We start from the raw sequence: 25,724 nt of genomic DNA on the forward strand, positions 1-25,724 counted from the left end.
CAATCAGTTGCCCGTCATCGCACGAGAACCCGTATAAGTTGGCGCGCCTATCCCGATGCCGGTTCCCGCGACAGTCAAGGTGTCGGTGAAGCTTGTGGTCCCGTTTGGCGTAAACGTTACGATAACGGTGCAGGAACTACCATTGTTCACATTTGCTCCAACCGCGCACGTACCGCCGGTCACCTTGAACTGCGTCCCGGTGGTTAAGGCTAGTGTGGTAATCACGAGCGGTGCGCTCCCCGAGTTAGTGAGCGAAAATGTCGCCGCGGTGGCCGTGCTGACCGTCCCGTAGTTGAATGTCTGGCTACCCAGGCTGATTCTTGGCGCGACCCCCGTGCCGCTCAAGCTCAGGTGCTTGGTCGACGCCCCTCCGGCGGCATCAGTAACCGCCAAGGTCGCCGTCTGGTTGCCCCGGGCGCTTGGCGTGAAAGTCACTCCGATATTGCAGCTTGCAGATGCAGCAAGCGTGGTGCTAGTACAGTCGTTTGTCGCAATCGCGTAGCTCGCCGCCGTCGTTCCACTTAGACCCACGGAACTGACGGTGATTGGCGCAATTCCAGTGTTCTGATACTTGAACGTTTGCACAGCGCTCGTGGTGCCAACCTGCTGGTTGCCGAACGTTGCGTTCCCGGTCAAACTGGCCGTCGGTGCAACGCCAACTCCGCTGAGGCTGGCCGCCACTTTGGCTGCCCCCCCAGTCGTATCTGTCACTGACAATTTCGCGGCAAGATTGCCGGCCGAATGCGGGGTGAACGTCACCCCGACGTCGCAGGCGGCCCCTACGGCAAGGGTCACACCAGTACACGCGTTGCTTGCGATCGCGTAGCTCGACGGCGCCGCGCCGCCCAATGCGACCGTAGACACGGTGATCGGCACGGGTCCCGTATTGCTGTAGACGAAGGACTGCACAGCGCTTGTGGTGCCAACCTGCTGATTGGCAAATGCATAAGTCGCCGGCGTAATGCTCGCCGACGGCGCAATCCCGATGCCTGACAGGGCCACTGTGCCGTTCGTTCCCACGGTGAGGGTGCCAGTGAGATTTCCAGTCGCCCTTGGCGCAAACGCCACGCTTACGGTGCAAGTACCGCCCGCCGCCAGTGTTGTGCCACAGGTCCTGGACGGATGCGTGAAATTCGCTGTCGTGGTGATGGTGCCAACTGACAGCGCGGCCGTACCAGCGTTGGTGAGCGTCACCGTCTGTGTAGCACTTGTGGTGCCAACCAGCTGGGAAGCGAATGTCAGCGTCGAAGGCGAAAGTCCGGTCGCAACGCTGATCGTGATCGTCTGCGTCGCTGGAGGGGCAGCACTGTAATTGGCATTGCCCGCCTGGTTGGCCGTCACCGCGCAAGGACCGGCCGCCAGCCCCGTCACCGTGGTTCCGCTAACGCTACAGGTGCTCGATGTCGTGCTGAAGCTCACCGGCAGACCTGAGGTCGCCGTGGCGCTTAGTGTCCCGGTACCGCCCACCACCACGCTCGGCGCCGCTCCGAAGCTGATCGTCTGACTGGCAAGCACGACTTGAACGACGAGCGGCGTCGATCCGCTCATCTCGAAATTCAGGTCACCGCTGTAGAGCGCCGAAATATTGTGAGAGCCGGCCGCGAGACCCGTCGTTGTGAACGAGGCACACGTCGTCTGAGCCAACGCGGGATTGCAGGGGCCAACCGCGGAGGTCGCAAGGGCTGTAGTGCCGTCGCTGAATTGCACGGATCCGCTCGGGGTACCGGTTCCGAAGTCCTTGATTTGAGCGAGCAGGGTGACCGACTGGCCAATCGTCGCCGGATTGGCTGACGACTGCACGGTCGTGGATGTCAGTGCGCTTGTGATCCGGCGGACGCGATTGTTCGATTGATCGGCGTCATAGACGTTGCCCGAGGGATCCACGGAAATCCCCCCTGGGCTATTCAGCTGGGCGGCGGTTGCGAGGCCCCCATCGCCGCTGAAGCCTGGCACTCCGCTGCCGGCGACCGTCGTGATCGTGCCGGCGATGTCGACTCGCCGGATACGCGCATTGCCTTTGTCGGATATGTAGACACTTCCGGCCGAGTCCACCACGACGCCATCGGGAGACAGCAGCTGCGCGGAGGTGGCGGGGCCACCGTCGCCGCCAAATGTAAGGGTGCCGTTGCCCGCTATTGTCGTGATGGTGCCCGACGTATCCACCTTGCGGACCCGCTGGTTATCCCGGTCGGCGACGTACACGTTGCCCGCTGCGTCGACCGCAACCCCGGTGGGATTGGTCAACTGCGCACTGCTGGCAGCCCCACCGTCACCACTGAACCCAACTGTGCCGTTGCCCGCTATCGTCGTGATGGTGCCCGACGTATCCACCTTGCGGATCCGCTGATTACCGAAAGCGGCGATGTAGACGTTGCCCGCGGCGTCGACCGCAACCCCAAAGGGAAAGGACAGCTCCGCACTGGTCGCAGCGCCACCGTCACCACTGAACGAAGGCGTGCCGTTGCCCGCTATCGTCGTGATGGTGCCCGACGTATCCACCTTGCGGATCCGAGAGTTACTGTTATCGGCGATGTAGACGTTGCCCGCGGCGTCGGCCGCAACCCCAGCGGGAGAGTCCAACTGCGCACTGGTCGCGGCCCCACCGTCACCACTGAACCCATACGTGCCGTTGCCGGCTATCGTCGTGATGGTGCCCGACGTATCCACTTTGCGAATCCGCTGGTTATTCTGGTCGGCGATGTAGACGTTGCCCGCTGCGTCGGCCGCAACGCCAGTGGGATAGGCCAACAGCGCACTGGTCGCGGCCCCACCGTCACCACTGAACCCATAGGTGCCATTGCCGGCCATCGTCGTGATGGTGCCCGACGTATCCACCCTGCGGATCCGAGAGTTATTGAAATCCGCGATGTAGACGTTGCCCCCGGCGTCGACCGCAACCCCAATAGGATAGGCCAACTGCGCACTGGTCGCGGCCGCGCCGTCACCACTGAAGCCAGGCGTGCCGTTGCCGGCCACGACGCTCAGCTTGCCGGCCGTGTCGATCCGATAAACCTGGGATGCGCCAGACACTGCAACGTATCGATTGCCCGCCCCGTCAACTGCGACACCATAGGGAGACGCCAGCCCCACCGCAGTGGCCAACTCTCCCGTCGCCGGCCCCCCGCCCGCATAGGTCGTGATCGTGCCGGTGCCGGCGATCTTACGGACGCGATTATTTGCAGTATCGGCGACGAAAACGTCGCCAGCCGCATCGGTCGCGATCGCGCTGGGATTGTTCAGCTGGGCAGAGGTCGCCGATCCGCCGTCGCCGCTGAAGCCGGCCACTCCGCTACCGGCGACCGTTGTGATCGCACCGGATGCGTCGACCCGCCGGACGCGTTCATTGCTCGTGTCCGCGATGTAGACATTCCCTGCCGAATCCGCGCCGATACCAGATGGATTCAGCAGTTGCGCGGCGGTGGCGGGGCCACCGTCGCCGCCAAATGTAAGGGTGCCGTTGCCGGCTATCGTCGTGATGGTGCCCGACGTACCCACCTTGCGGATCCGCAGGTTATCACGGTCGGCGATGCAGACGTTGCCCGCTGCGTCGACCGCAACCCCTTCGGGAGAGGCCAACTGCGCACTGGTCGCGGCCCCACCGTCACCACTGAACCCACGCGTGCCGTTGCCGGCCATCGTCGTGATGATGCCCGACGTATCGACCTTGCGAATCCGGAAGTCATCGGCGATGTACACATTGCCCGCTGCGTCGGCCGCAACCGCTTGGGGAGAGGCCAACTGCGCACTGGTCGCGGCCCCGCCGTCACCACTGGACCCATACGTGCCGTTGCCGGCCATCGTCGTTATGATGCCCGACGTATCCACCTTGCGAATCCGAGAGTTATCACGGTCGGCGATGTATACGTTGCCCGCTGCGTCGACCGCAACCCCTTGGGGGGCGGCCAACTGTGCACCGGTCGCAGCCCCACCGTCTCCACTGAACCCGGACGTGCCGGTGCCGGCTATCGTCGTGATGGTGCCCGACGTATCGACCTTGCGGATCCGCAGGTTACCCACGTCGGCGATGTAGACGTTGCCCGCTGCGTCGACCGCAACACCAGTGGGAACGACCAACTGCGCACTGGTCGCGGCCCCACCGTCGCCACTGAAGCCAGACGCGCCGTTGCCCGCGATCGTCGTGATGGTGCCGGACGTATCCACCTTGCGGATCCGCAGGTTACCCACGTCGGCGATGTAGACGTGGCCCGCGGCGTCGACCGCAACACCAGTGGGATCGAACAATTGCGCACTGGTCGCGGCCCCACCGTCACCACTGAACCCAGGCGTGCCGTTGCCGGCCACGACACTCAGCTTGCCGGCAGTGTCGATCCGATAAACCTGGGATGCACCAGTCACTGCAACGTATCGATTGCCCGCCCCGTCAACTGCGACACCAGAGGGATACGCCAGCCCCGCCGCGGTCGCCAACTCTCCCATCCCCGGCCCCCCGCCTGCAAAGGTGGTGATCGTGCCGGAGCTGGCGATCTTACGGATGCGATTATTTGCAGTATCGGCGACGAAAACGTCGCCAGCCGCATTGGCCGCGATCGCGCTGGGATTGTTCAGCTGGGCCGAGGCCGCTGATCCGCCGTCGCCGCTGAAGCCGGCCACTCCGGTGCCGGCGGCGGTCGTGATCGAGCCGGATGCGTCGACCCGCCGGACTCGTTCATTGCCAGTGTCCGCGATGTAGACATTCCCCGCCGAATCCTCACCAATACCGGATGGATTCAGCAGTTGCGCGGAGGTGGCGGGGCCACCGTCGCCGCCAAATGTGGGGGTGCCGTTGCCCGCCATCGTCGTGATGGTGCCCGACGTATCCACCTTGCGGATCCGCTGGTTACTCTGGTCGGCGATGTAGACATTGCCCGCTGCGTCGACCGCAACCCCAATGGGAGAGAACAACTGCGCACTGGTCGCAGCGCCACCGTCACCACTGAAGCCATACGTGCCGTTGCCGGCCATCGTCGTGATGGTGCCCGACGTATCCACCTTGCGGATCCGCTGGTTATCGAGATCGGCGATGTATACGTTGCCGGCGGCGTCGACCCCAACCGCAAAGGGATCGGCCAACTGCGCACTGGTCGCAGCGCCACCGTCACCACTGAACCCAAACGTGCCGTTACCCGCGATCGTCGTGATGGTGCCAGACGCATCCACCTTGCGGATCCGGCCGTTATCGCTATCGGCGATGTAGACGTTGCCCGCGGCGTCGACCGCAACCCCTTGGGGAAAAGCCAACTGCGCACTGGTCGCAGCGCCACCGTCACCACTGAACCCAAGCGTGCCGTTGCCCGCGATCGTCGTGATGGTACCCGACGTATCCACCTTGCGGATCCGAAAGTTACTCGTATCGCCGATATAAACGTTGCCCGCGGCGTCGACCGCAACCCCAAAGGGAAAGGCCAACTGCGCACTGGTCGCGGCCCCACCGTCACCACTGAATCCAGGGCCGTTGCCGGCCATCGTCGTGATGGTGCCCGACTTATCGACCTTGCGGATCCGATAGTTACCCTGGTCGGCGATGTAGACGTTGCCCGCGGCGTCGACCGCAACCCCGGTGGGATTGTTCAACTGCGCACCGGTCGCGGCCCCACCGTCACCACTGAAGCCAGGCGTGCCGTTGCCGGCCACGACGCTCAGCATGCCGGCAGTGTCGATCCGATAAACCTGGGATGCAGCAGCCACTGCAACGTATCGATTGCCCGCCCCGTCAATTGCGACACCAGATGGACTCGCCAGCCCCACCGCAGTGGCCACCTCTCCCGGCCCCGGCCCCCCGCCCGCATAGGTCGTGATCGTCCCCGCGGCCCCGGGGGTGGACAGCAGCACGCAGATCAGCGCGCCCGCGAAGAGGCGCGCAAACAAAAACATGCGTTTCATTGGGACACTCCGGCGGGGAGGCGCACGAGATTCAACACGATCTGCACTTGGACGTTCTTGCCGCTTGCATCGGTGTAGAGCAGGGTGGCGGTCGGCGGCAGGCCCAATTGCCACTGCGAATACTCGAGCAGTGTCATCGACACCGGCAGCTGGAAACTCGCCACGGAATTTGCCGGCGGCGTAATCGGGCTCATCCGCAGGGGAGGTTGGGAGCGCAGGTTGGGCAGCGTGACAGCTGCCGACGGATTCGTGATCTTCGCGCCGGTCTGGTCCTGGATCGTGACGTTCAGCGTTGCAGTCACGATCGCCACGCCCTTCTGCACGTTCGCCAGCCACGCCGTCCCCCGATACCGCGGAACCGTGGTTTGGGCGTGAAGATTCACCGATGCGCTCGCGAGCAGCGATGCGCCCAGTACAAGGCAGATTCGTCGGCGGGGGATGCTGAGGGGCATGGCTCTCTCCAGCGATGATGCCAGTGCGCCAACGAGCAAATCGTTGGCCAGAACTTTCTTCCGACGAACAAACCACCCGCGCGCAGCGCTCGTAAACGCGCTGCGCACACGGAGCGTTAACGGCCAAGCGTCACACTTGACCCGATGGGCCCCAAACCGGCTGCTATTCGATGCCCAGATGGTGGCAAACAAACGCTCAGCGCCCTGTAAGCATCGTGAAGTATTTCTATATCGGCAATGGGGATGACTCCGCTACGGACATAGGCATCGCCCCCTGAACAGCCCCAATGCGAGGCTGGCTCACGATTGCGAAGGCCCGCGGCAGCGATGCGGCCGACAAGACCCTAGTCGGCCACATGCTGCCGGTGATCAGCGCCTTTCGCTTGAATGCTGCCGGCGACCATCTATATTCAATCAATGCGTTGGCAAGCGCCTCGTCTCATGTTCCAGGGTGAAGCTGTGCAAAAGGCCGCGCAGGCTCGGTGATTTCGACGTTAGCCCGTTGAAACGACCGCCGTTTCGATAACAATCAAAGCAATAAAGGAGAATGCTGATGAAGTACATGATCAGCTGGTTCGAACGCCCGCAAGGATCGCCCGCCGAGTACGAGAATGCCCAGAAGCGGATACTTGAGGTATTCACTCAGTGGACCGCGCCTGCCAACCTGAAAATCGAGTTGTTCGTTGTGCGCGTGGGCGAGTGGGGTGGGCACATGTTGGTGGATTGTGACGATCCCTTGATCGTTCACAAGGCATGCTCGACCTTTCCTGCCTTTGAATTTCAGGCGCGCCCCGTGATTCCCGTCGAGGACGCCGTCCGCGTCGAACTGGAAGCCATTGCCTGGCGCGATGGACTCCCACGCAAGTGATATGTCTGAACAAGCCGTCCTCGATAGCCCCGCCCGCGCACATCGGCGGCGACGGCCGGTGAGGGACGTCGGGTCACGTCCCGGTCATTGCGTCGTGTGTTCGGCTTGCGCGGATTTTTGGGCAGGGGCGCCCTTTACGGCGCTGCTCTGCCAGCCGCCGCCAAGCGCCAGGAACAGATTGATCTGATCTTGCGCGATCTGCGATTCCGAGGCGGCGAGGGCCGCTTCGGCGTTGGCATGCACGCGGTCGGCATCGAGGCTCGACAGATACGGCGAGCGTCCGGCCTGGTACAGCTGACGATTCTGTCTGGCCACCACATTGGCTTTGTCGCGTGCGGCGCGCAGGGCGTCGTCGCGCTCGAGTTCGTGCGTATAGGCACTCAACGCCGTTTGCGTTTCCTGCAACGCTTTGAGGACCACGCCGTCGAAATTGGCGAGCGCGGCATCGGCGCCGGCTTCCATCCCCTTGATGTGTGAACGCACGCCATTGGTTGGCAGCGACCACGAGATTAGCGGACCGATGCTCCATTGCGCCGTGCGCGCTTGCCCCAAATGCTCGAGCATGCCGCTTGAACCGACCGACGCACCGATGCGGATCGACGGATACAGGTCTGCGGTGGCGACACCGATCTTGGCCGTGGCCGAAGCCAGTTCGCGCTCGGCCTGGCGCACATCCGGGCGGCGCCCCAGCAGCGCCGCGCCGTCACCGACCGGCAACGCTTGCGTGAGCACCGGAATCCTGCCGCACTGTGCTTCGGCAGGATCGAGTGCGGCGGGCGGTTTGCCAAGCATCACGGCCAGGCGATACCTTGCGCTTTCCTGCTGCGCGACAAAATGCGGCAGCGCGGCGCGCAATGTGTCGGCCTGCGCCTGGGCCCGCAGCAACTCGGTCGGCTGATCGCGGCCGGCATCCACGAGCTTGCGGGTGATCCCGACGCTGCGCTCCTGCAAGTCGAGCTGTTCCTTCGCGACGGCGTACTCGTGTGTCGCGGCGCACCCCTGCACGTAGGCGCGCACCGTTTCGGCGGCGACCGTGACGCGGGTCACGTCGACGGCAGCCTGGCTCGCCTCGGCGGCGGCCAGCGCCGCTTCATCGGCGCGCGCGAGCTTGCCGAAGAAATCGATCTGATAGGACATCGACAGGCCGACGTCGCCCAGCGTGATCACCGGCAGCTTTTCTTCCTGCAGGAAGCTTTCGCCGGACAACTGCGCGCGTTGCACGGTCGCCGAGACGCCGCCCTGGGGAAGGCGCTCCGATTCGACTTCGTGATACATCGCCACGGAACGTTTGACGTTCGCGACGGCCACGCGCACGCTCGTATTGGCTGCGAGGGCCTCCTTCACCAGTCGATCGAGCTTCGGATCGTCATACAGTCGCCACCAGTCGTCGGGGACCGGGGCGATCGACACCGCCTTGTGGCCGGTGCCGAGCAGCGGACCGTTCGCGGCGGGCGAACGCATCGCGGAATTCTCCGGCAGATGATAATCGGGGCCGACGGTCGTGCATCCGGCGAGTGCGGCCACGATTGCCGCCGCGCAGGCCGCCATCGAGACTGACCGCTTGTTCATGATTTCGCTCCTTGCGGCGCGGCAGCGGCAGCCACGCCGCCGGGCGAACCGTTGGGCGTATTTGCTGTCTTTGCGCCGCGCGGTTCGATCACGGTGACTGTCGCCGTGCGTCCGGCCACGAGCCGGACATCGGCGGGCGCGTCGTCGAGCGCCACGCGCACCGGAATGCGCTGCGCCAGGCGAACCCAGTTGAAGGTCGGATTCACATTCGGCAGCAGATTCGCGCCGTTGCTGCGGTCGCGGTCTTCGATGCCGGCGGCGATGCTCTGCACATGACCGTGCAGCACCTTCGATTCGCCCATGACGCGAATCTCGACCGGATTGCCGATCTGGATGCCGTTCATCTTGGTTTCCTCGAAATAGCCTTCGACGTGAAACGACTTCGCGTCGACCATCGAAAGCACGGGGCGGCCCGTCGTCACATAATCGCCCAGACGCGGCAGCCGGTCGTTCAGGTAACCGTCCGATGGCGATACGACGCGGGTGCGTTCGAGATTCAGTTTCGCGAGCCGCACGGCCGCGTCGGCTTGCGCCACGGCGGCGGTACCTTGCTCGACCTTGGCCTGGCCAGCCTCGACCACTTCCTTGGCGACGACTTCCGTCAGCGTTGCATTGCGGGCGCTCTCGCGGCGCGATTGAGCAAGCGTGGCGCGTAGCGCGGCGGCGTTGGCCTCGGCTTGCTGCAACGCGAGCTCGTAGCGGTCGCGATCGATGACGAACAGGACATCGCCACGATGGACCAACTGGTTATCCTTGACGAGGACTTCGGTAATGAGACCGGAGACGTCAGGTGCGATTTGCACGACGTCGGCACGGATGTGACCGTCGCGCGTCCACGGCGCGACCGTGTAGTACGCCCAGAGATGCTGCAGGACGACGAGGGCCACCGCGGCGGCGACAAGGGTGAGGGCGACGGGGCCCAGCGAACGAAGTTTCAGTTTCATGATTATCAGGCGCGCGCGAGGGCGACGACGCCCCAGAGCACGATCACGTAGACGGCAAGATTGAACAGCGAACGGTGCCAGACGCACTTGTAGAACCCGATGCGGGCGAGCACGAAGCGCACGGCGCCGGTCAGCACGAAGGCGGCGACCATCAGCACCAGCAACGTCGGCACGAATACGCCGTAGATATCGATTTCTCCGCTCATTTGGCTTTCTCGATTCCGTATTGGGGGAACAGGGCGACGTGGATGTCCATCAGCGATGCCCGTGCACTGCGCGAGGACGGATCGGTGCGGGCGATCAGCGCGCGCAGGGCGGCAAGCAATCTGTCATGCATGGCTGGCGCGGGCTTGTCGGCCTGGCGCGCGAGGCGCTGGCGATAAAACTGCGCGACGTCGCGCAACACATCCTCGACGGCGCGCTGCTGGTCGTGCGGCAAGCTCGGCAACTCGCGCTGCAACGCCAGCGCGCACAGTTCGACGCGGACTTCGGTAAAGCCGTCCGTCGACGATTCGTCTTCGCTCGCGGCGAGCCGCGGCACGAGTTGACCGAGGCGGTCGAGCAGGCGTGAGCGCAACGGTCCGTGCTCGGCGGGCGCGCGCCCGACCGCGTTCTTCGCGATGTCGCGCCAGCTCGAGTGAATCAGCCGGCGCATGGCCACGCGTGCACCGAACGGGCGCGTTTGCAGTGTCCAGATCAGTGCGAACAGAATGCCGGCCACACCCGCCAGGTTGCTGTTGAAGAACGCAGGGAAGTCTGCGCTGAATGCGCCCTGAATCCCGACGAAACTGGCGGTGTTGACCGCCACCGGCATGGCAATCAAAGCGAAACGCGGCTGGGCCAACACGATGCCGAGCAACAGGTACGGCACTGCGAACAAGGCAACAAGCAGACCGAAGTCGTGCGCGTTCGTGAGGATGAAGAACAGATAAACGGCAGCAAACACCACACACGCCAGCGTCGTCCAGAAGAACGAACGGATCTGCGGGGCGGGTTCGTCGAGCGCGGCAAAGAAACAACACGCGACTGCGCCGAGGGCGACAGCGCTGGCACCGTCGTTCCAGCCCGACCAGATCCAGATCATGCCCATGCAGAAGGTGGCCAGCGCGGCGGAGACCGTCGAGAAAATCAGCAGGCCGTGGTCGTAGTGCCGCTCCCCGCCGACTTCCCAGTTGCGGAACGACGGTTGCCATCCGGGCGCAGCTTCCTTCTCTCCGATGCGGCGCTGCAATTGCGCGCAGTCCTGCCAGAGTTCGACGAGCGAGCGCAGACGGTCTTCGGTCGCGCTCACGAGCGCGGCGTACCAGTCCGAGCCCTCACCCGGCACGATCGGCGGCCGAGCAATCTGGGCGATCTGCGCAGGCGCCGGCGCGGGTGCGCCCTTGCGAATCCACGCGGCGACATCCGCCATTTTTCCGGCGAGCGGGGCGGGAACCCCGTCGGGGTGCCTGCGCAGCGTATCGACGAGCGAGGCGACCGTTGACAGCGCGGGCAGCAGCATCGTCATGCGACCGCGAAGTTCTTGCGCGTCGTGCACGCGGGCTGCGCTTTCCGTATCGTACGAAAGCTGGCTGATCAACTGATCGAGCGCGAGGATGTCGGCGGCGAGCCGGTGACGGCTGTGATGGCGCGAGGCTTTCCCCTCGGGATCGGCGGACAGCATGTCGGTGGTCCATTGGGCGGCATCGGCCAGCCAGCGCACGGACTTGTCGTGCAGAACGCCGGCCACGCTCGATGGCCAGAATACCGAGCCGACCACGCTCGCGCACACGATGCCGAGAATGATTTCTTCAGCGCGCGAGACCGCGAGGTCGAAAATGCCCTCCGGCGCGCCGACGGACGGCAGCGCAATCAGCGGCAGGGTGTACGCCGCGAGCATGAAGACATAGCTGCGCGGCGTGCGATGCAGGAGCGCAATATAGAGGAACGTGCCGGTCCACAGCGCGACCACGGCCATCAGCAACTCGGGAGCGTGCACCAACGCGGGCACGAAGACGATGGCGGCGCCGGCGCCGAGCAGCGTGCCGAGCACGCGATACAGCGCCTTGGAGCGTGTGGCGCCCGTGAGCGGATGCGACACGATATAGACGGACGCCATGGCCCAGTACGGTCGTTGCAGGCCCAGCGCGAGTGCGATGTACAGCGCGAGCATCGAAGCAACGAATGCCTTGATGGAGAAAATCCAGTCTCGTCGGGTGGGCCAGGTCAACACGGTGTTACGTCCGGTGATGCGTCGGGGTATGCCTACGCAGGGTGCTTTTGCGGGGGAATGCGCAGTGCATCGGCATCGGGCCCGGCAGCGGCGGAAATAGCGTCGAAAACGCGCATGACCGCCTCGAAATCCTGAACGCTGATGCCTTCGAACACCTTGGCACGCAACTGGCTCAGTTCCGCTTCGAGTTTCTCGGCAAGCGCGTTGCCGGCCTCCGTCAACCGCAGCGAATTTGCGCGGCGGTCGCTCGCGTCGACTTCGCGGCGCACAAGGCCCGCGGCGCTCAACTGATCGAGCAGCCGCACGAGCGAGGCGCCTTCCAGGCCGACGTACTCCGCGAGCGTGATCTGACGCACGCCTTCCCCCAGCCGCCGGATAAATAAGAGCGGGCCGGCACTGGCAGCGGAGATGCCGTATTCGGTCACCGCCGCCTGGGAAATCTGGCGCCACTGCTTGCCGGCCAACAACAGGTGGCTGGTAAACATAAAGCGCAGCGAGTCAATGGAGGTCATGGAATAGATTATATGTTAACTAATAATTAGCATGCTATCTAATTTTTGCCATGGATTATTGCGCCAATGGGTGTGCGCTCGTTTGCGGTGAGCGTCTCGCGCAAGCCGTACGTCGTGCGCCATTTTGGTGCGTGTGGTGTGCAGGATCGCACTGCTGCGGTGCAGCAACCGAAGCCCGAAAATTCACCGGGCGTGTCCTCGAAAGTCCCGCCCATCAAACGATTTCGAGAAACTTCATGTGGCTGGCACGTTCCTTGCGGGAGGACAGTGCCCCCGGCAATGGCGTCGGCGGCGAGAATTACCCAGGACAACGGCGTCCCCTCGTGCAACTGCCAAGGCAGACCACACGGGCGGGCGCCTTTTTTATCTCAGGAAACGGATCATGCAAAAACCTCGTCTCGTCGTCATCGGCAACGGCATGGCCGGCATCCGCACGCTGGAGGAGCTGCTCGCCATCGCTCCGGACCAGTACGACATCACCGTGTTCGGCTCGGAGCCGCATCCGAATTACAACCGGATCCTGCTCTCGCCGGTGTTGGCCGGTGAACAGAACTTCGCCGATATCGTGCTCAACCCGCTGGCGTGGTACGAGGACAACGGGATCGAATTGCATCTGGGCAAGACCGTCACGCGCATTGATCGCAAGCGCCGCGTCGTGTGCACCGAGGACGGCATCGAAGCCCCGTACGACCGGTTGCTGATCGCCACGGGCTCCTCGCCGTTCATCCTGCCGGTGCCGGGCAAGGATTTGGCCGGCGTCATTACGTATCGCGACATTCGCGATACCGAGCTGATGATCGACGCGGCCAAGGTCAAGCGCCACGCGGTCGTGATCGGCGGCGGGCTGCTCGGCCTTGAAGCAGCCAACGGCCTGAAACTTCGCGGCATGGAAGTGACCGTGGTGCATCTGGCTGACACATTGCTCGAGCGCCAGCTCGACGCCACTGCAGGCAAGCTGTTGCAAAAATCGCTCGAGGCGCGCGGCCTGCAATTCCTGCTGAGCAAATCGACGTCCGAGATCCTCGGCAATGACGCGGGCGAAGTGCGCGCGGTCAAGTTTGCCGACGGTGAAGAAATCCCTGCCGATCTCGTCGTCATGGCGGCGGGCATTCGGCCCAACACCTCACTCGCGGAGTCTGCGGGCCTGCACTGTTCGCGCGGCATCGTCGTCTCCGATACGCTGCAAACGTTTGATCCGCGAATCTACGCCGTGGGCGAGTGCGTGAGCCATCGCGGCGTCGCCTATGGCCTCGTCGCGCCGCTGTTCGAGCAAGCGAAGGTCTGCGCGAACCATCTTGCACTGATGGGGATCGGCAGCTATCGCGGCTCGGTCCTGTCGACGAAACTCAAGGTGACCGGCATCGATCTGTTCTCCGCCGGCGATTTCCTGGGCGGCGAAGGCACCGAGGAGATCGTGCTGTCGGATCCGTGCGGCGGGGTGTACAAGAAGCTCGTCATCAAGGACGACCGGCTCGTCGGGGCATGCCTGTACGGCGATACGGCCGACGGCGCCTGGTATTTCAAGCTCTTGCGCGAAGGCCGCGCACTGGGCGAGCTGCGCGAGCGCATCATGTTCGGCGAGTCGAGCGTGGGCGACTCCGGCACCTCCGGGCAGAGCCACGCGGTGGCGATGGCCGACACCGACGAGGTCTGCGGCTGCAACGGCGTATGCAAGGGCACCATCGTCAAGGCCATTACGGAGAAGGGCCTCTTCACGCTTGACGAAGTGAAGAAGCACACCAAGGCCGCCAGCTCGTGCGGCTCGTGTGCGGGACTGTGCGAGCAGATCCTGATGAGCACGGTCGGCTCGACCTACGATGCCACGCCGAAAAAGAAGGCCGTGTGCCACTGCACCGAGCTGAGTCACGAAGATGTGCGCCGCGCCGTGCGCGAGCATCACCTGACGTCGCACCGCGAGCTCTACGACTTCCTGGAATGGCGTACCCCGAACGGGTGCGCCACGTGCCGCCCGGCGGTGAACTACTACATGCTCTCGACGTGGCCGCGCGAAGCGGTGGACGATCCGCAAAGCCGGTTCGTCAACGAACGCGTGCACGCGAACATCCAGAAAGACAACACGTTCTCGGTCGTGCCGCAGATGAAGGGCGGCGTGACGAACCCGAGCGAGCTGCGCCGCATTGCGGACGTCGCGGACAAGTATCACATCCCGATGGTCAAGGTCACCGGCGGGCAACGGATCGACTTGCTCGGTGTGAAGAAGGAGGACCTCGTCAACGTATGGAAGGATCTCGGCATGCCCTCGGGGCACGCGTACGGGAAGTCCATACGCACGGTGAAGACCTGCGTGGGCAGTGAGTTCTGCCGATTCGGCACGCAGAACAGCACGCAGATGGGCATCGACCTGGAAACGATGCTTGGCTACATGTGGTCGCCGCACAAGGTCAAGCTGGCCGTGTCGGGCTGTCCGCGCAATTGCGCGGAAGCCGGCATCAAGGACGTCGGCGTGATCGCCGTCGATTCGGGCTGGGAACTATATGTCGGCGGCAACGGTGGCATCAAGACGGAAGTCGCGCAGTTTCTCGTCAAGGTCAAGACGGCCGAGGAAGTGAAGGAATACACCGGCGCGTTCCTGCAACTCTATCGCGAGGAAGCGTACTACCTCGATCGCACGGTGCATTACATCGAACGCGTGGGGCTCGATTACGTGAAGCGCAAGGTCGTCGAGGACGCGGCCAACCGTCGCGCCTTGTTCGAGCGCCTGCTGTTCTCGCTCGACGGTCTGACCGACCCGTGGCAAGCCCGCATCGAAGGCAAGCAGTCGCAAGAATACATCCCGCTCACTGTCGAGGCCTGAGGAGGCTGTCATGGAATTGCTCGTCAACCCCACCTGGACACATGTATGCGAGATCTCCGCGATCCCGAAATTGGGCAGCCGTGTGCTCTCGCGCACGACCGGCAACGTCGCTATTTTCCGCACCGAGTCGGACAAGGTGTTCGCCTTGCTCGATCACTGCCCGCACAAGGGCGGCGCGTTGTCGCAGGGCATCGTGCACGGCGAAACCGTGACGTGCCCGCTGCACGCCTGGAACATTGCCCTGGCATCGGGCGAAGCGTGCGCACCCGATGTCGGCTGCGCTCGCCGCTTCCCGGTGCGTGTCGAGAACGGCGCAGTGTTCGTCGCCTTGGGCGAAGACGCTTGAGCTTCGGCCGCTGACCACTGACCACGAAGAGGGCGCCCCCCATGACCACCGTCACGCGTTCCACATGCTGTTATTGCGGCGTCGGCTGCGGCATGCTGATCGAGAGCGAGGATGGCCGCATCACGGGCGTAAAGGGTGACCCCGATCATCCCGCGAACTACGGGCGGCTCTGCAGCAAGGGCATGACGCTGCCGTTGACCGCACAATCGACGGTCAACCGTGCGCTCGTGCCCGAAATGCGCGCCACGCGCGATGCAGCCCGCGAAGCGGTGGGCTGGGATCTTGCGCTCGATACGGTGGCGGCGCGTTTCGCCGGAATCATCGAGCGTCATGGCCCCGATGCGGTGGCGTTCTATGTGTCCGGACAGTTGCTGACGGAAGACTATTACGTCTTCAACAAGCTCGCAAAGGGCCTGGTGCGAACGAACAACATCGACACCAACTCGCGCCTGTGCATGTCGAGCGCGGTGAGCGGCTACAAGATGGCGTTCGGCGCCGACGGCCCGCCGACCTGTTACGACGACCTCGAAGCCGCGCGCACGGTGCTCTTCGCCGGCAGCAACATGGCGTATGCGCATCCGGTGCTGTTTCGCCGGCTCGAAGAGGCCAAGACACGCGATCCGTCCATCAAATGGATCGTGGTCGATCCGCGCCGCACCGACACGGCGGCGATGGCCGATCTGCATCTGGCGATCGAGCCGGGTACCGACGTGGCGTTGTTCCACGGCATGCTGCATCACTTGATCTGGGACGGGCGCGTCGACCGCGCCTTCATCGACGCGCACACCGAAGGCTTCGATGCACTCAAGGCCATCGTACGCGACTATCCGCCGCGCTTTGCCGCCGAGCTGTGCGGCATCGAGGAACGCGATCTGCTGCAGGCCGCCGAATGGTTCGGCGCGAGCGAGGCGGCGCTGTCGCTGTATTGCATGGGGCTGAACCAATCGAGCCATGGCACGGACAAAAACCTCGCGCTGATTGCGCTGCATCTGGCGACGCGTCAGATCGGCCGCCCGGGCGCGGGGCCGTTTTCGCTCACCGGTCAACCGAACGCGATGGGCGGGCGCGAAGTGGGTGGACTGGCGACGATGCTCGCCGCGCACCGCGACATCGGCAATCCCGATCATCGCGCCGAAGTCGAGGCGCTGTGGGGCGTGCGCGGCCTGTCGGCGCGCCCGGGCCTGCCGGCCGTCGATATGTTCGACGCCGTGCGCGACGGCCGCATCAAGGCGATCTGGATCGCCTGCACGAATCCGGCGCATTCGATGCCCGACAACACCCGCGTGCGCGAGGCGCTGGCAAATGCAGAATTCGTGGTCGTGCAGGAAGCGTTCCTCAATACCGATACCGTACCGTATGCCGACGTCGTGCTGCCCGCGAGCAGTTGGGGTGAGAAGGCGGGCACCGTCACCAACTCGGAACGCCGCATCTCGCGCGTGCGCGCCGCGATTCCGGCACCCGGGCAGGCCAGGCCCGACTGGTGGATCGTGACGGAAGTCGCGAAGCGCCTGGCCGCGCATATGGGCGCCTCCGTGGAGCGCTTTGCATTCGCATCGCCCGAGGCCGTATTCGACGAACATCGCGCTTTGACTGTTGGCCGTGATCTCGACATCGGCGGTCTGAGCTACGCCAAGCTTGAAGCGCAAGGGCCCCAGCAATGGCCATACACTGCCGATGCGGCGTCGGGGCAGGCACGGCGCTACGCCGACGGCGTTTTCGCCACGGCGAATGGCCGCGCCCGTTTTCATCCGGTGACCTATCAGCCGGTCGCGGAGAAGGCCGATCCGCGCTTTCCGTTCCATTTGCTGACGGGCCGTTTGCGCGATCAATGGCATGGCATGACCCGCACGGGGCGCGTGGGTCGCCTGTTCGAGCACGCCCCGGAGCCGATGCTCACGATGCGCCGCGAAGATGCGGTGCGGCGTGGCTTCCGGGAGGGCGATCTCGTCAACGTGGCGAGCCGCCGCGGCGAGCTTGTGTTGGCGCTGCAACTGAGCGACGAGGTCGCGTCGGGCACGGTTTTCGCGCCGATGCATTGGAGCGGCCAGTTCATGAACCGGGGCGGCATCAATGAAACGACCCTCGCCGCCGTCGATCCGCATTCGGCGCAGCCTGAGCTGAAACATGCGGCCGTGCGCATCGGTCCGGCCCGCCTGCCGTGGCGATTGATGGCCGCGAAGCGCGGCGATCCGCTGGCGATGCAGGCGGCAGTGCAGCCGCTGCTGGCGGAGCGCCGCTATGCGGCGGTGCGTATCGAGGGGGATGACCTGCTTGTCATTCGCGCCGCCGATACGAATGCGCCGGCGCAATGGGTGGAACGCCTGCACGATGCGCTCGGATTGCCGCGTAACGAAGCGTTGTTGCAATATCGCGACGCGCAACGCAGCCTCGACAAGCGCGTGGCGTGGCGCGACACGTATGTCGACGGCTTCCTGACCGCACATGCCATCGAAGGGGACGCTGCGGGCAACGCGGGCGGCGACATTCTGATGGAACGCCTGCGCGCGAATGCGCCATGGCAGGGGCCGCGTCATGCGGTATTCATCGGCAGCGCCGCTGCGGCGCCGCGGGATCGCACGGTATGCCAATGCAAAGGCGTGAGCGCCTCGCAGATCACAACTGCGGTTGCGGCAGGCGCCGATATCGACGCCCTGAAGGCGAAGCTGGGTTGTGGCACGGTCTGCGGGTCGTGCGGACCGGAACTGCGCCGGATGTGCGGAGCTACGCCGGCCGTTGCGGCGGCGCGGCTTGAAACGGTATGACGCATCCATCCCGATCAACGAAGCCGGCTCACGGAGAAACAATCATGAACCCAGGCAAAGTCACGCTGCTCAGCGCCGGCCCAGGCGATCTCGACTTGCTGACGCTACGCGCGGCCAAGGCGCTCGCATCGGCGGACGTCGTGCTGCTCGACGACCTCGTCAATCCGGAAATCGTCACGCTCGCCCCCGGGGCGCGCGTGGTACGTGTCGGCAAACGCGGCGGTTGCCGGTCGACGCCGCAGGCGTTCATCGAACGGCTGCTGTGCCGCTACGCCTTGCGCGGACTCAACGTGGTGCGCGTCAAGGGCGGCGATGCGCTGCTGTTCGGCCGTGCCGGTGAGGAGCTGACGGCGTTGCGGCGTGCCGGCGTGGCGGTCGAGATCATCAACGGCATTTCCTCGGGCTTTGCGGCCGCCGCCGGGCTCGGCATTTCGCTGACGCACCGCGCACATTGCCCGGGGGTGACGTTCATCACCGCGCATCGCCAGGATGGCGGTGAGCCCGATTGGGCTGCGTTGGCTGCCACGGGCACGACATTGGCCGTCTACATGGGCATGCATCGTATCGACGGCTTGTGCGCGTCGCTGCTGGCGCACCTGCGTGCCGATACGCCGGCGGCGGTGGTGCAATGGGCGGGCAGCCCGAACGAGCGGCGCTTGCTGACGCGCCTCGATCGCCTGGCGGCAGACGCTGAGGCCGCCGGCATGGCCAGCCCGTCTGTGATCCTGATCGGCGGCGCAATCGGCGAAGCCGACGCGTCGGTGGCGACGGTAGTCCCGGCTTTCCTCCCGGACGATGCCGAAGCCGGCCCTCGGACGCTTTCGCAGGCGGCATGATCGTGGTTCTTGCGCGGCATGAGCGCTGTCCGAAAGCGCGGCAATGTGTGGGGGCAACGCTCGACGACCGGCACGCCGTGCGTATACTGCAATGTAAGGGTTGAACGTCGCGCGGGAAGTGTCTCGCGCCGTTGCCCGCGGTCCTAACCCTGTTGGATAAAAAGAATATTTGAACGTGCCGAACCCCATGCTTCGCGTCTTGCTCGTCACCGATACCGAAAAGCCGATCGGCGATCTTCGCCAGGCGTTGGCGCGCCTTGGCTGCGAGATGCTGGCCGAAGTGGCAACGCCCCAGGCGTTGCCGCAGGTGGTGGAAAGCCAGCGGCCCGACGTGGTGATCATCGACACGGAATCGCCTTCGCGCGACACGCTGGAGCAACTGGCCGTGATGAATGAAGCGGCGCCGCGTCCGGTCCTCGTGTTCAGCCCCAATGGCGACCAGGCGCTGATTCGTCAGGCGGTCGATGCCGGCGTGTCGGCGTATTCGGTTGAAGGTTTGGCGGCGGAACGCCTGGCGCCGATTCTTGAAGTGGCGCTGGCGCGTTTCGCGCATGAGGAAAAACTGCGGCAGCGATTGGCAAAGGCGGAGAGCGAGCTGGCCGACCGCAAGCTGATCGATCGTGCAAAGCGGCTGCTGATGGAGCGGCGCAAGATGTCCGAGCAGGAAGCCTATGCCGCGCTGCGCAAACGTGCGATGGATCAGGGCGTCAAGCTTGCCGAGATTGCGCGCCAGCTTGTGTCGATGGCCGAACTCTTAGGATAGTGACTGTGCTCATGACGTCAGAATTCCATTTCCCGATGACGGCTGTCTCGCCACGGACACCACGGTTCGGTCCCCCGGAGAAGGCCCACTTGCGGCTCGGGTTCGTGGCGCTGAGCGATGCGGCGCCGCTTGCGGTGGCCAAGCGGCTTGAGCTGGGGCACGAGCATGGACTGACGTTCGAGTTGTGCCGTCAATCGTCATGGGCGGAATTGCGTGACAAATTGCTCACGGGCGAACTGGACGCGGCGCACGCCCTGTACGGCCTGGCATACGGCGTACAACTCGGCATCGGCGGCCTGCAAGAGGACATGGCCGTGTTGATGGTGTTGAACCGGAACGGGCAGGGCATTTCGGTCTCGACGCGGTTGGCCGAGGCGCTTCGCGAGACCGGGAATCTGCGGGCCGCGTTGGCCACGCTCGGCCGCACGCCGGTGTTCGCGCAAACCTTTCCGACGGGCACGCACGCCATGTGGCTGAACTATTGGCTGGCGGCAAACGGTGTCGATCCGTTGCGCGACGTGCGCAGTGTGGTGATTCCGCCGCCGAACATGGTGGACGCCTTGCGTGCCGGCGAGCTTGATGGTTTTTGCGCCGGCGAGCCATGGCATGCGGTAGCACAGGCGCAACAGGCCGGGCGTACGGCGGTGGTGTCGAGCGACATCTGGCCGAACCATCCCGAGAAGGTCGTGGCATGCCGGCGAGCGTTCGTGACGAAATACCCGAATACGGCGCGTGCGCTGGTGCGCACCATGCTGGCGGCGTGCCGTTGGCTCGATAGCGCCGAGCACCGCAGCGACGTTGCGGAATGGCTGGCGGCGCCGGAGTTGCTGGGGGTCGCGCGCGATCTGATTGCGGCGCGTTTGCTCGGCGACTACGGACGGCTGCGTAGCACGCGGCCATTGCTGCCGGTGAGCTTTTACGATGGGGGCGCGGTCAATTACCCGCGCGCGTCGGACGGTCTCTGGTTCATCACGCAGTACCGGCGCTGGGGCATGCTGGGGCCGGGCACCGCTGGCAACGACGCGGCGATGGCGGCTGAAGTCAATCAGACGGTGTGCTACCGGGAGGCTGCCGGTGCCGACGGCGTGCCGATTCCAGACGAATACCGCACCGATGTCCTGTGCGACGGCCGGGCCTGGAACGGCCGCGATCCGCAGGGATATCTCGACGCCTTCTCGATTCGGGTGCCGTAAAAACAAAAACGCCGTCAGAACGAATTCATGACGGCGCTTCTGATGAAACCTGGTTGCGGGGACAGGATTTGAACCTGTGACCTTCGGGTTATGAGCCCGACGAGCTGCCAGACTGCTCCACCCCGCGTCTGAGAGGAACGAATTCTACGGGCAAACTTTCGCGCGGTCAAACCTTTACGGCGTTTTTTTGACAAATAGTTTTGCGACGCCGGGCAAGTCACTATTTTTAAAGGGTTTTGTGCGTGTGATGCGGAGTGTGCGCCGGGCGTGTGGCGGCACGTACCGCACGAAGAATTGTCAGTCGTACAATGGAAACCTCATGCGCGCCGCCCGGGCGCCTCCGTTACCATCGTCATGACCAAAGACTATTTCTCCGTCCAGTCGGCTGCGTATCGTGAAAGTCGCCCCACCTATCCCGATGCATTTTTCGCGTGGCTGGCGTCGATCGCGCCGGAACGTCATTTGGCATGGGACTGCGGTTGCGGATCGGGCCAGGCGACGGTCGGACTCGCGAATCATTTCGACCGGGTCATTGCCACCGATTTGAGCGCCAACCAGATTGCCCAGGCGCCGGGGGTGCCTAATGTCGAGTACCGCGTCGAGGCGGGGGAGGCGACCACACTGGCGGCGCAAAGCGTCGACCTCACGCTGGTGGCGCAGGCGCTGCATTGGTTCGATCTCGACGCGTTCTACCCGGAAGTCCACCGCGTGACACGCCCTGGCGGCGTGTTCGTTGCGATCTCGTACAACTTTCTCGAAATTAGCCCCGCCCTGGATGTCCTCGTGAATCGGCTGTATAGCGACGTTTTGGGTGCCTATTGGCCACCGGAGCGTCGCCACGTAGAGAACGGCTACCGTTCCCTGCCGTTTCCGTTCGTGCGTTTGCCTTCGTATGCCGGCATGCTCGCCGCCGATTGGGATCTGGCGCACCTGCTGCGCTATTTTGACAGCTGGTCCGCCACGGCGGCGTATCTGCGACAGACCGGCGTCGATCCGGTGGCCGCCATGCGCGATGAATTCGCCGCGGCCTGGGGCAATCCTTCGGCGGTTCGTCGCGTTGCCTGGCCGCTGACTGTACACGCCGGGACGGTCGGCGGCTAGGATTGCCCACGCTGCGGCCTCACGATTTCCTACCAGCGAATCGTTGCGCCGGCTTGTACGGAATGCTGGAGCGACTGCGGGTTGAGGCCGCGTTTGTAACCGATGTCGAGATCGAGATCCTTGTTGACACTGTAGATCGCGCCGACCAGCGCGTAGGCCGGTTTGGTGCTGCTGCTGCGGTCGGGATTCGTGGCGAGCCCGATATCGAAGGCCAGCCGCAGCGTTTCCGTCGCCTGGAACAGCACGGCAGTGGACGCCTGCCAAAGATTCACGCGGTTGTCGTCGCTGTTGTTGTTGCGCGTATAGCCCACATTGCCGAGCCACGTCCATGCGCCGATGTCGTATTGCATGAGCAGTGTGCCGCCATAGGTCGAGCGGCCATTGCCGAGCCCGCGATCCTTGCTGGCCAGTGGAAGGCTGACAAATGGCTTGAAGCCGAATCGCCAGCTATCGCTTTCATGGAATCGCCATTTCGCCTGGATCTGCGGATCGGAGAAGCCGCTGACCCATGACTCCCCGTCGTTACGGCTGCGTTGATAGGGCGTGGACAGGGCAATGTCGAGCGCAGGCGTCACGCCATAGGTCAGGACCGAACCCCACTCCTGTGTGCGGCTGGTGGGCTGGCTGGCCCATTCGCTACTGAATTCGTACTGCCAGTTGCCGGTGTCCTGGGTGCCGGTGTCGTCGGTGACGAGCGGGTTCATGGCGTGTGCGAACAGTGGCAAGCAGGCCGACGCGAAAATAAGGGACTTCTTCATCGAAAACTCCCGCCGGCATGACAAAAGTCCGGTTTGCCGGCGAACGAACGCATCGCTGATGCGATTCTGGTGCAGGATTTCCCCGAAGTGGGGGCGGGCGGAGCGGTTACGCCGTTGGGGCGGCCGACTCAGGCGAGGCGCAGAGGGCTCGCTAATGGACTCGGACAAGGACTGTCGCTGTCTGACATGATTTCTCCGTAGGCTGGGTGATCATGGCTCCCGTCGTCTCGACAATTGCGCGACGGCCGGGAACGGGCAGGCGGGGGGTGGGATGGTGCCGCACGTGCGCGGCATATCACGACTGGGCGGATGCTACGCGGCGGTGTGGGAGTCGTCAATCGGACAAACGGAAAATTGCGACTTTTCGGAAAATGCCGACTACGGCGTTGCAGCGGCGCGACGTATGCGAGGGAACCGTTTGTGGCAACGGCACGTCATAACGAGCACGGCGGTGCTAGACTTCCGCCCCTTTCATTCCCACTTTGTCGCGTACGGCGGAGACCGCTCGCCGCGCGAACCGCCCCTTCATTCATGCAAGCCAGAAGTCATCTCATCTTCGGCATCGGCGCTACGTGGCTGATGCATCGCACCGGCCTCGCCGCGAGTGTTCACGCGTGGCCGCTGACGCTGCTCGGCGCCTTGCTGCCCGATATCGATCATCCGAAGAGCATGCTTGGCCAGCGTGTACAGCCGCTGTCGCTGGCGATCGCCGGTGTCTTCGGGCACCGCGGCATGACGCATTCGCTGCTTCCGCTGGCGCTGTTCATTGTGGCGTGCGTGCACGGTTTCGGACACATGCCGGCGTGGGCGCTGGCTTTGGCGGCGGGATACGTTTCCCACCTCCTGGCCGATTGGCTGACCCCGTCGGGCGTGCCATTGTGCTGGCCGTTGCGCACACGCTTTCGCTCGCCGTTGTTCGTGACGACTGGCTCTGCCGCGGAGTGGGTGCTCGCGGCGGCGTTGGCCTTCGCCATGTGGCGATGGTGGTGAGACGCAGCGAAGGCAGGCCAAACCAGGCCAAACCTCAGCGCCAGACGAGGGGTGGTTCGTCCATGAGCGCGATTTGCTCGCGCATTTCCAGAATCCGGTCCTGCCAGTACCGCTGCGTATTGAACCAGGGAAAGGCAACGGGGAAGGCGGGGTCATCCCACCGGCGCGCGAGCCACCCGCTGTAGTGAATGAGACGGAGCGTGCGCAGCGCTTCGACGAGATGCAGTTCCCGCGGGTCGAAGTCGGCGAAGTCCTGATAGCCGTCGAGGACATCGCACAACTGCCCGGTCATCTCGGCGCGGCTGCCCGAGAGCAACATCCACAGGTCCTGCACCGCAGGGCCCATGCAGGTATCGTCGAAATCGACGAAATGCGGTCCGTCGTCCGTCCACAGCACATTGCCGCCGTGACAGTCGCCGTGCAGGCGGATCGTGGCGACGTCGCCGGCACGTTCGAATGCGCGTGCAACGCCGCCGAGCGCGAGATCGATCACGCTGCGCCAGGCGGGACGAAGATCGGCGGGGATGAAATCATGCGTCCACAGGTAGTCACTGGGCGCCACGCCATAGGTTTGGCGATCGAGCGTGATGCGCGACCGAAATGGTGCGCTGGCGCCTACCGCGTGAATTCGCCCGAGGAAGCGGCCCAGCCATGTCAGCGTCTCCGGGTCTTGCAACTCCGGCGCTCGCCCACCCCGGCGAGGGAACACGGCAAAGTGAAAGATGCCATGTTGATGCAGCGTCTTGCCGCCCATCACGCTTGGCGCAACGACCGGGATTTCCAGCTCGGCCAGCGATTGGGTAAAGGCGTGTTCTTCGAGGATGGCGTCCACGGACCAGCGGCCGGGGCGGTAGAACTTCACGACGACGGGGCCGCCGTCCTCCAGTCCCACCTGATATACCCGATTCTCGTAACTATTAAGCGCCAGCAACCGGCCATCGCTATAAACACCGAGTGACTCCACGGCGTCGAGCACGACTTCCGGCAATAGCGCGGTAAACGGATGGACGCCCGCAGGCAAGTCCGAATGCATATTGGGTTCCATGGCCGTATTGTGCCGCAACCGATGCCGCGGCGGCCCGCTGGCGTATGCATATATATGTATCCGTGGACGACTGGCGATAGCCGGATCCGGCGCACGCCCGGCAGGTGCGAACGCGCTTTCTCAAATTATTTTCACAAAGGGCTTGCGCACTTCGTTGGACTTCACTAATATCTCGTTTCTCGCAAACAACGCGACGCAGCGAAAGCGGCGAAACGGGGTGGGCGGGAAGGCTGGAAAGCCTTGTTGGAAGCGGTTCTTGAGCTTGTGAGACGCAAATCTGAACGATGCGCGGCGAACGAAAAAAGCGAAAAAAAACTGTTGACGACGACGAGAAGTTGCGACATAATCTCACTTCTCTGCTGCTGATGCAGCGACGCAGAAAACGAAGCGACGGCGACTGAAGTTTGAGTGCGACGAAGCGAAGTTCGAAGCGATTGATCTTTAACAATTGAACAACCGATAAGTGTGGGCACTCAATGGAAGTGCGGTTTCTTCGGAAACTTCGCTTTAAATATATTGAGAGCTCACAGAGTAAAGGTAAGTTAAGTAATTAACTTGTCAGCACTTTTGAGAGCGACCGGTGAATCTCGGGTAACCGAGGGGAACCGAAAAACAGTAACAGGTTTGAACTGAAGAGTTTGATCCTGGCTCAGATTGAACGCTGGCGGCATGCCTTAC

18 protein-coding genes and 1 tRNA gene are annotated in these 25,724 nt (G+C 63.9%); 9 read left to right on the forward strand and 10 right to left on the reverse strand.

The window, feature by feature from the left end:
• Positions 1–3 precede the first annotated feature (3 nt).
• Entirely contained in the window at positions 4–5,880 is a 5,877-nt protein-coding gene (locus PTE30175_RS05500; RefSeq protein WP_150696034.1) for an NHL domain-containing protein, read from the reverse strand.
• A complete protein-coding gene (locus tag PTE30175_RS05505) occupies positions 5,877–6,332 on the reverse strand; it encodes a hypothetical protein (RefSeq protein ID WP_150696035.1) in 456 nt (151 codons plus the stop codon). The genes PTE30175_RS05500 and PTE30175_RS05505 overlap by 4 nt, the downstream gene beginning before the upstream one ends.
• A 553-nt stretch (positions 6,333–6,885) precedes the next feature.
• Here PTE30175_RS05505 and PTE30175_RS05510 point away from each other — a divergent pair.
• Entirely contained in the window at positions 6,886–7,200 is a 315-nt protein-coding gene (locus PTE30175_RS05510) for a DUF3303 domain-containing protein (protein WP_150696036.1), read from the forward strand.
• Between the two features lie 84 nt (positions 7,201–7,284).
• Here PTE30175_RS05510 and PTE30175_RS05515 read toward each other — a convergent pair whose 3' ends face one another.
• From PTE30175_RS05515 to PTE30175_RS05535, 5 genes are read right to left on the reverse strand one after another with little or no spacing between them, the layout of a single operon-like run.
• A complete protein-coding gene (locus PTE30175_RS05515) occupies positions 7,285–8,769 on the reverse strand; it encodes an efflux transporter outer membrane subunit (protein ID WP_150696037.1) in 1,485 nt (494 codons plus the stop codon).
• The gene (locus tag PTE30175_RS05520) at positions 8,766–9,713 is read right to left on the reverse strand and encodes an efflux RND transporter periplasmic adaptor subunit (protein WP_150696038.1); all 948 of its coding nucleotides are present in this window, start codon (positions 9,711–9,713) and stop codon (positions 8,766–8,768) included. The genes PTE30175_RS05515 and PTE30175_RS05520 overlap by 4 nt, the downstream gene beginning before the upstream one ends.
• Before the next feature lie 5 nt (positions 9,714–9,718).
• The gene (locus PTE30175_RS05525) at positions 9,719–9,919 is read right to left on the reverse strand and encodes a DUF1656 domain-containing protein (RefSeq protein ID WP_150696039.1); all 201 of its coding nucleotides are present in this window, start codon (positions 9,917–9,919) and stop codon (positions 9,719–9,721) included.
• Complete coding sequence (locus PTE30175_RS05530; RefSeq protein ID WP_150696040.1) at positions 9,916–11,925, reverse strand: FUSC family protein; 2,010 nt, start codon at positions 11,923–11,925, stop codon at positions 9,916–9,918. The genes PTE30175_RS05525 and PTE30175_RS05530 overlap by 4 nt, the downstream gene beginning before the upstream one ends.
• Positions 11,926–11,957: 32 nt before the next feature.
• Positions 11,958–12,437, reverse strand: coding sequence for a MarR family winged helix-turn-helix transcriptional regulator (locus PTE30175_RS05535; protein WP_150696041.1), 480 nt, complete (start codon positions 12,435–12,437; stop codon positions 11,958–11,960).
• 382 nt (positions 12,438–12,819) lie between these two features.
• Here PTE30175_RS05535 and nirB point away from each other — a divergent pair, with 382 nt between their 5' ends.
• The 6 genes from nirB to PTE30175_RS05565 all read left to right on the forward strand — a co-directional run bounded on the left by nirB (position 12,820) and on the right by PTE30175_RS05565 (position 21,152).
• Positions 12,820–15,252, forward strand: coding sequence for a nitrite reductase large subunit NirB (nirB, locus tag PTE30175_RS05540; RefSeq protein WP_150696042.1), 2,433 nt, complete (start codon positions 12,820–12,822; stop codon positions 15,250–15,252).
• Positions 15,253–15,262: 10 nt separating this feature from the next.
• On the forward strand, positions 15,263–15,598 hold the full coding sequence (nirD, locus tag PTE30175_RS05545) for a nitrite reductase small subunit NirD (protein ID WP_150696043.1): 336 nt from the start codon (positions 15,263–15,265) through the stop codon (positions 15,596–15,598).
• Between the two features lie 41 nt (positions 15,599–15,639).
• Entirely contained in the window at positions 15,640–18,360 is a 2,721-nt protein-coding gene (locus tag PTE30175_RS05550) for a nitrate reductase (RefSeq protein WP_150696044.1), read from the forward strand.
• A 44-nt stretch (positions 18,361–18,404) separates the two neighbouring features.
• Positions 18,405–19,196, forward strand: a complete 792-nt coding sequence (cobA, locus tag PTE30175_RS05555) for a uroporphyrinogen-III C-methyltransferase (RefSeq protein WP_150696045.1) — start codon at positions 18,405–18,407, stop codon at positions 19,194–19,196.
• Positions 19,197–19,383: 187 nt separating this feature from the next.
• Positions 19,384–19,959 carry an ANTAR domain-containing response regulator gene (locus PTE30175_RS05560; protein ID WP_150696046.1) on the forward strand — a complete coding sequence of 192 codons (576 nt, stop codon included), beginning with the start codon at positions 19,384–19,386 and terminating at the stop codon, positions 19,957–19,959.
• Between the two features lie 35 nt (positions 19,960–19,994).
• Positions 19,995–21,152, forward strand: a complete 1,158-nt coding sequence (locus PTE30175_RS05565) for a CmpA/NrtA family ABC transporter substrate-binding protein (protein WP_150696087.1) — start codon at positions 19,995–19,997, stop codon at positions 21,150–21,152.
• 50 nt (positions 21,153–21,202) lie between these two features.
• On the opposite strand, the gene PTE30175_RS05570 is transcribed toward PTE30175_RS05565, so the two are convergent.
• Positions 21,203–21,279, reverse strand: a tRNA-Met gene (locus PTE30175_RS05570).
• Positions 21,280–21,506: 227 nt separating this feature from the next.
• Between PTE30175_RS05570 and PTE30175_RS05575 the strand changes: the two genes are divergently transcribed.
• Positions 21,507–22,253 (forward strand): class I SAM-dependent methyltransferase, encoded by a 747-nt coding sequence (locus PTE30175_RS05575; RefSeq protein WP_150696047.1) that lies wholly within the window; start codon positions 21,507–21,509, stop codon positions 22,251–22,253.
• A 29-nt stretch (positions 22,254–22,282) separates the two neighbouring features.
• Here PTE30175_RS05575 and PTE30175_RS05580 read toward each other — a convergent pair whose 3' ends face one another.
• Positions 22,283–23,011 (reverse strand): transporter, encoded by a 729-nt coding sequence (locus PTE30175_RS05580; protein ID WP_150696048.1) that lies wholly within the window; start codon positions 23,009–23,011, stop codon positions 22,283–22,285.
• 531 nt (positions 23,012–23,542) lie between these two features.
• Between PTE30175_RS05580 and PTE30175_RS05585 the strand changes: the two genes are divergently transcribed.
• Positions 23,543–24,001 (forward strand): metal-dependent hydrolase, encoded by a 459-nt coding sequence (locus PTE30175_RS05585; RefSeq protein ID WP_150696049.1) that lies wholly within the window; start codon positions 23,543–23,545, stop codon positions 23,999–24,001.
• 34 nt (positions 24,002–24,035) lie between these two features.
• On the opposite strand, the gene PTE30175_RS05590 is transcribed toward PTE30175_RS05585, so the two are convergent.
• On the reverse strand, positions 24,036–25,046 hold the full coding sequence (locus PTE30175_RS05590; RefSeq protein ID WP_150696050.1) for a serine/threonine protein kinase: 1,011 nt from the start codon (positions 25,044–25,046) through the stop codon (positions 24,036–24,038).
• Between the last annotated feature and the right edge of the window lie 678 nt (positions 25,047–25,724).

The organism is Pandoraea terrae (genome assembly GCF_902459695.1).
GTDB classification, from domain to species: Bacteria; Pseudomonadota; Gammaproteobacteria; order Burkholderiales; family Burkholderiaceae; genus Pandoraea; species Pandoraea terrae.

What these genes read in the sequence shown, in the direction of transcription:
- PTE30175_RS05500 (WP_150696034.1), bottom strand. Translation starts at nt 5,880, where the DNA reads ATGAAACGCATGTTTTTGTTTGCGCGCCTCTTCGCGGGCGCGCTGATC.
- PTE30175_RS05505 (WP_150696035.1), bottom strand. Translation starts at nt 6,332, where the DNA reads ATGCCCCTCAGCATCCCCCGCCGACGAATCTGCCTTGTACTGGGCGCA.
- PTE30175_RS05510 (WP_150696036.1), top strand. Translation starts at nt 6,886, where the DNA reads ATGAAGTACATGATCAGCTGGTTCGAACGCCCGCAAGGATCGCCCGCC.
- PTE30175_RS05515 (WP_150696037.1), bottom strand. Translation starts at nt 8,769, where the DNA reads ATGAACAAGCGGTCAGTCTCGATGGCGGCCTGCGCGGCGGCAATCGTG.
- PTE30175_RS05520 (WP_150696038.1), bottom strand. Translation starts at nt 9,713, where the DNA reads ATGAAACTGAAACTTCGTTCGCTGGGCCCCGTCGCCCTCACCCTTGTC.
- PTE30175_RS05525 (WP_150696039.1), bottom strand. Translation starts at nt 9,919, where the DNA reads ATGAGCGGAGAAATCGATATCTACGGCGTATTCGTGCCGACGTTGCTG.
- PTE30175_RS05535 (WP_150696041.1), bottom strand. Translation starts at nt 12,437, where the DNA reads ATGACCTCCATTGACTCGCTGCGCTTTATGTTTACCAGCCACCTGTTG.
- nirB (WP_150696042.1), top strand. Translation starts at nt 12,820, where the DNA reads ATGCAAAAACCTCGTCTCGTCGTCATCGGCAACGGCATGGCCGGCATC.
- nirD (WP_150696043.1), top strand. Translation starts at nt 15,263, where the DNA reads ATGGAATTGCTCGTCAACCCCACCTGGACACATGTATGCGAGATCTCC.
- PTE30175_RS05550 (WP_150696044.1), top strand. Translation starts at nt 15,640, where the DNA reads ATGACCACCGTCACGCGTTCCACATGCTGTTATTGCGGCGTCGGCTGC.
- cobA (WP_150696045.1), top strand. Translation starts at nt 18,405, where the DNA reads ATGAACCCAGGCAAAGTCACGCTGCTCAGCGCCGGCCCAGGCGATCTC.
- PTE30175_RS05560 (WP_150696046.1), top strand. Translation starts at nt 19,384, where the DNA reads ATGCTTCGCGTCTTGCTCGTCACCGATACCGAAAAGCCGATCGGCGAT.
- PTE30175_RS05565 (WP_150696087.1), top strand. Translation starts at nt 19,995, where the DNA reads ATGACGGCTGTCTCGCCACGGACACCACGGTTCGGTCCCCCGGAGAAG.
- PTE30175_RS05575 (WP_150696047.1), top strand. Translation starts at nt 21,507, where the DNA reads ATGACCAAAGACTATTTCTCCGTCCAGTCGGCTGCGTATCGTGAAAGT.
- PTE30175_RS05580 (WP_150696048.1), bottom strand. Translation starts at nt 23,011, where the DNA reads ATGAAGAAGTCCCTTATTTTCGCGTCGGCCTGCTTGCCACTGTTCGCA.
- PTE30175_RS05585 (WP_150696049.1), top strand. Translation starts at nt 23,543, where the DNA reads ATGCAAGCCAGAAGTCATCTCATCTTCGGCATCGGCGCTACGTGGCTG.
- PTE30175_RS05590 (WP_150696050.1), bottom strand. Translation starts at nt 25,046, where the DNA reads ATGGAACCCAATATGCATTCGGACTTGCCTGCGGGCGTCCATCCGTTT.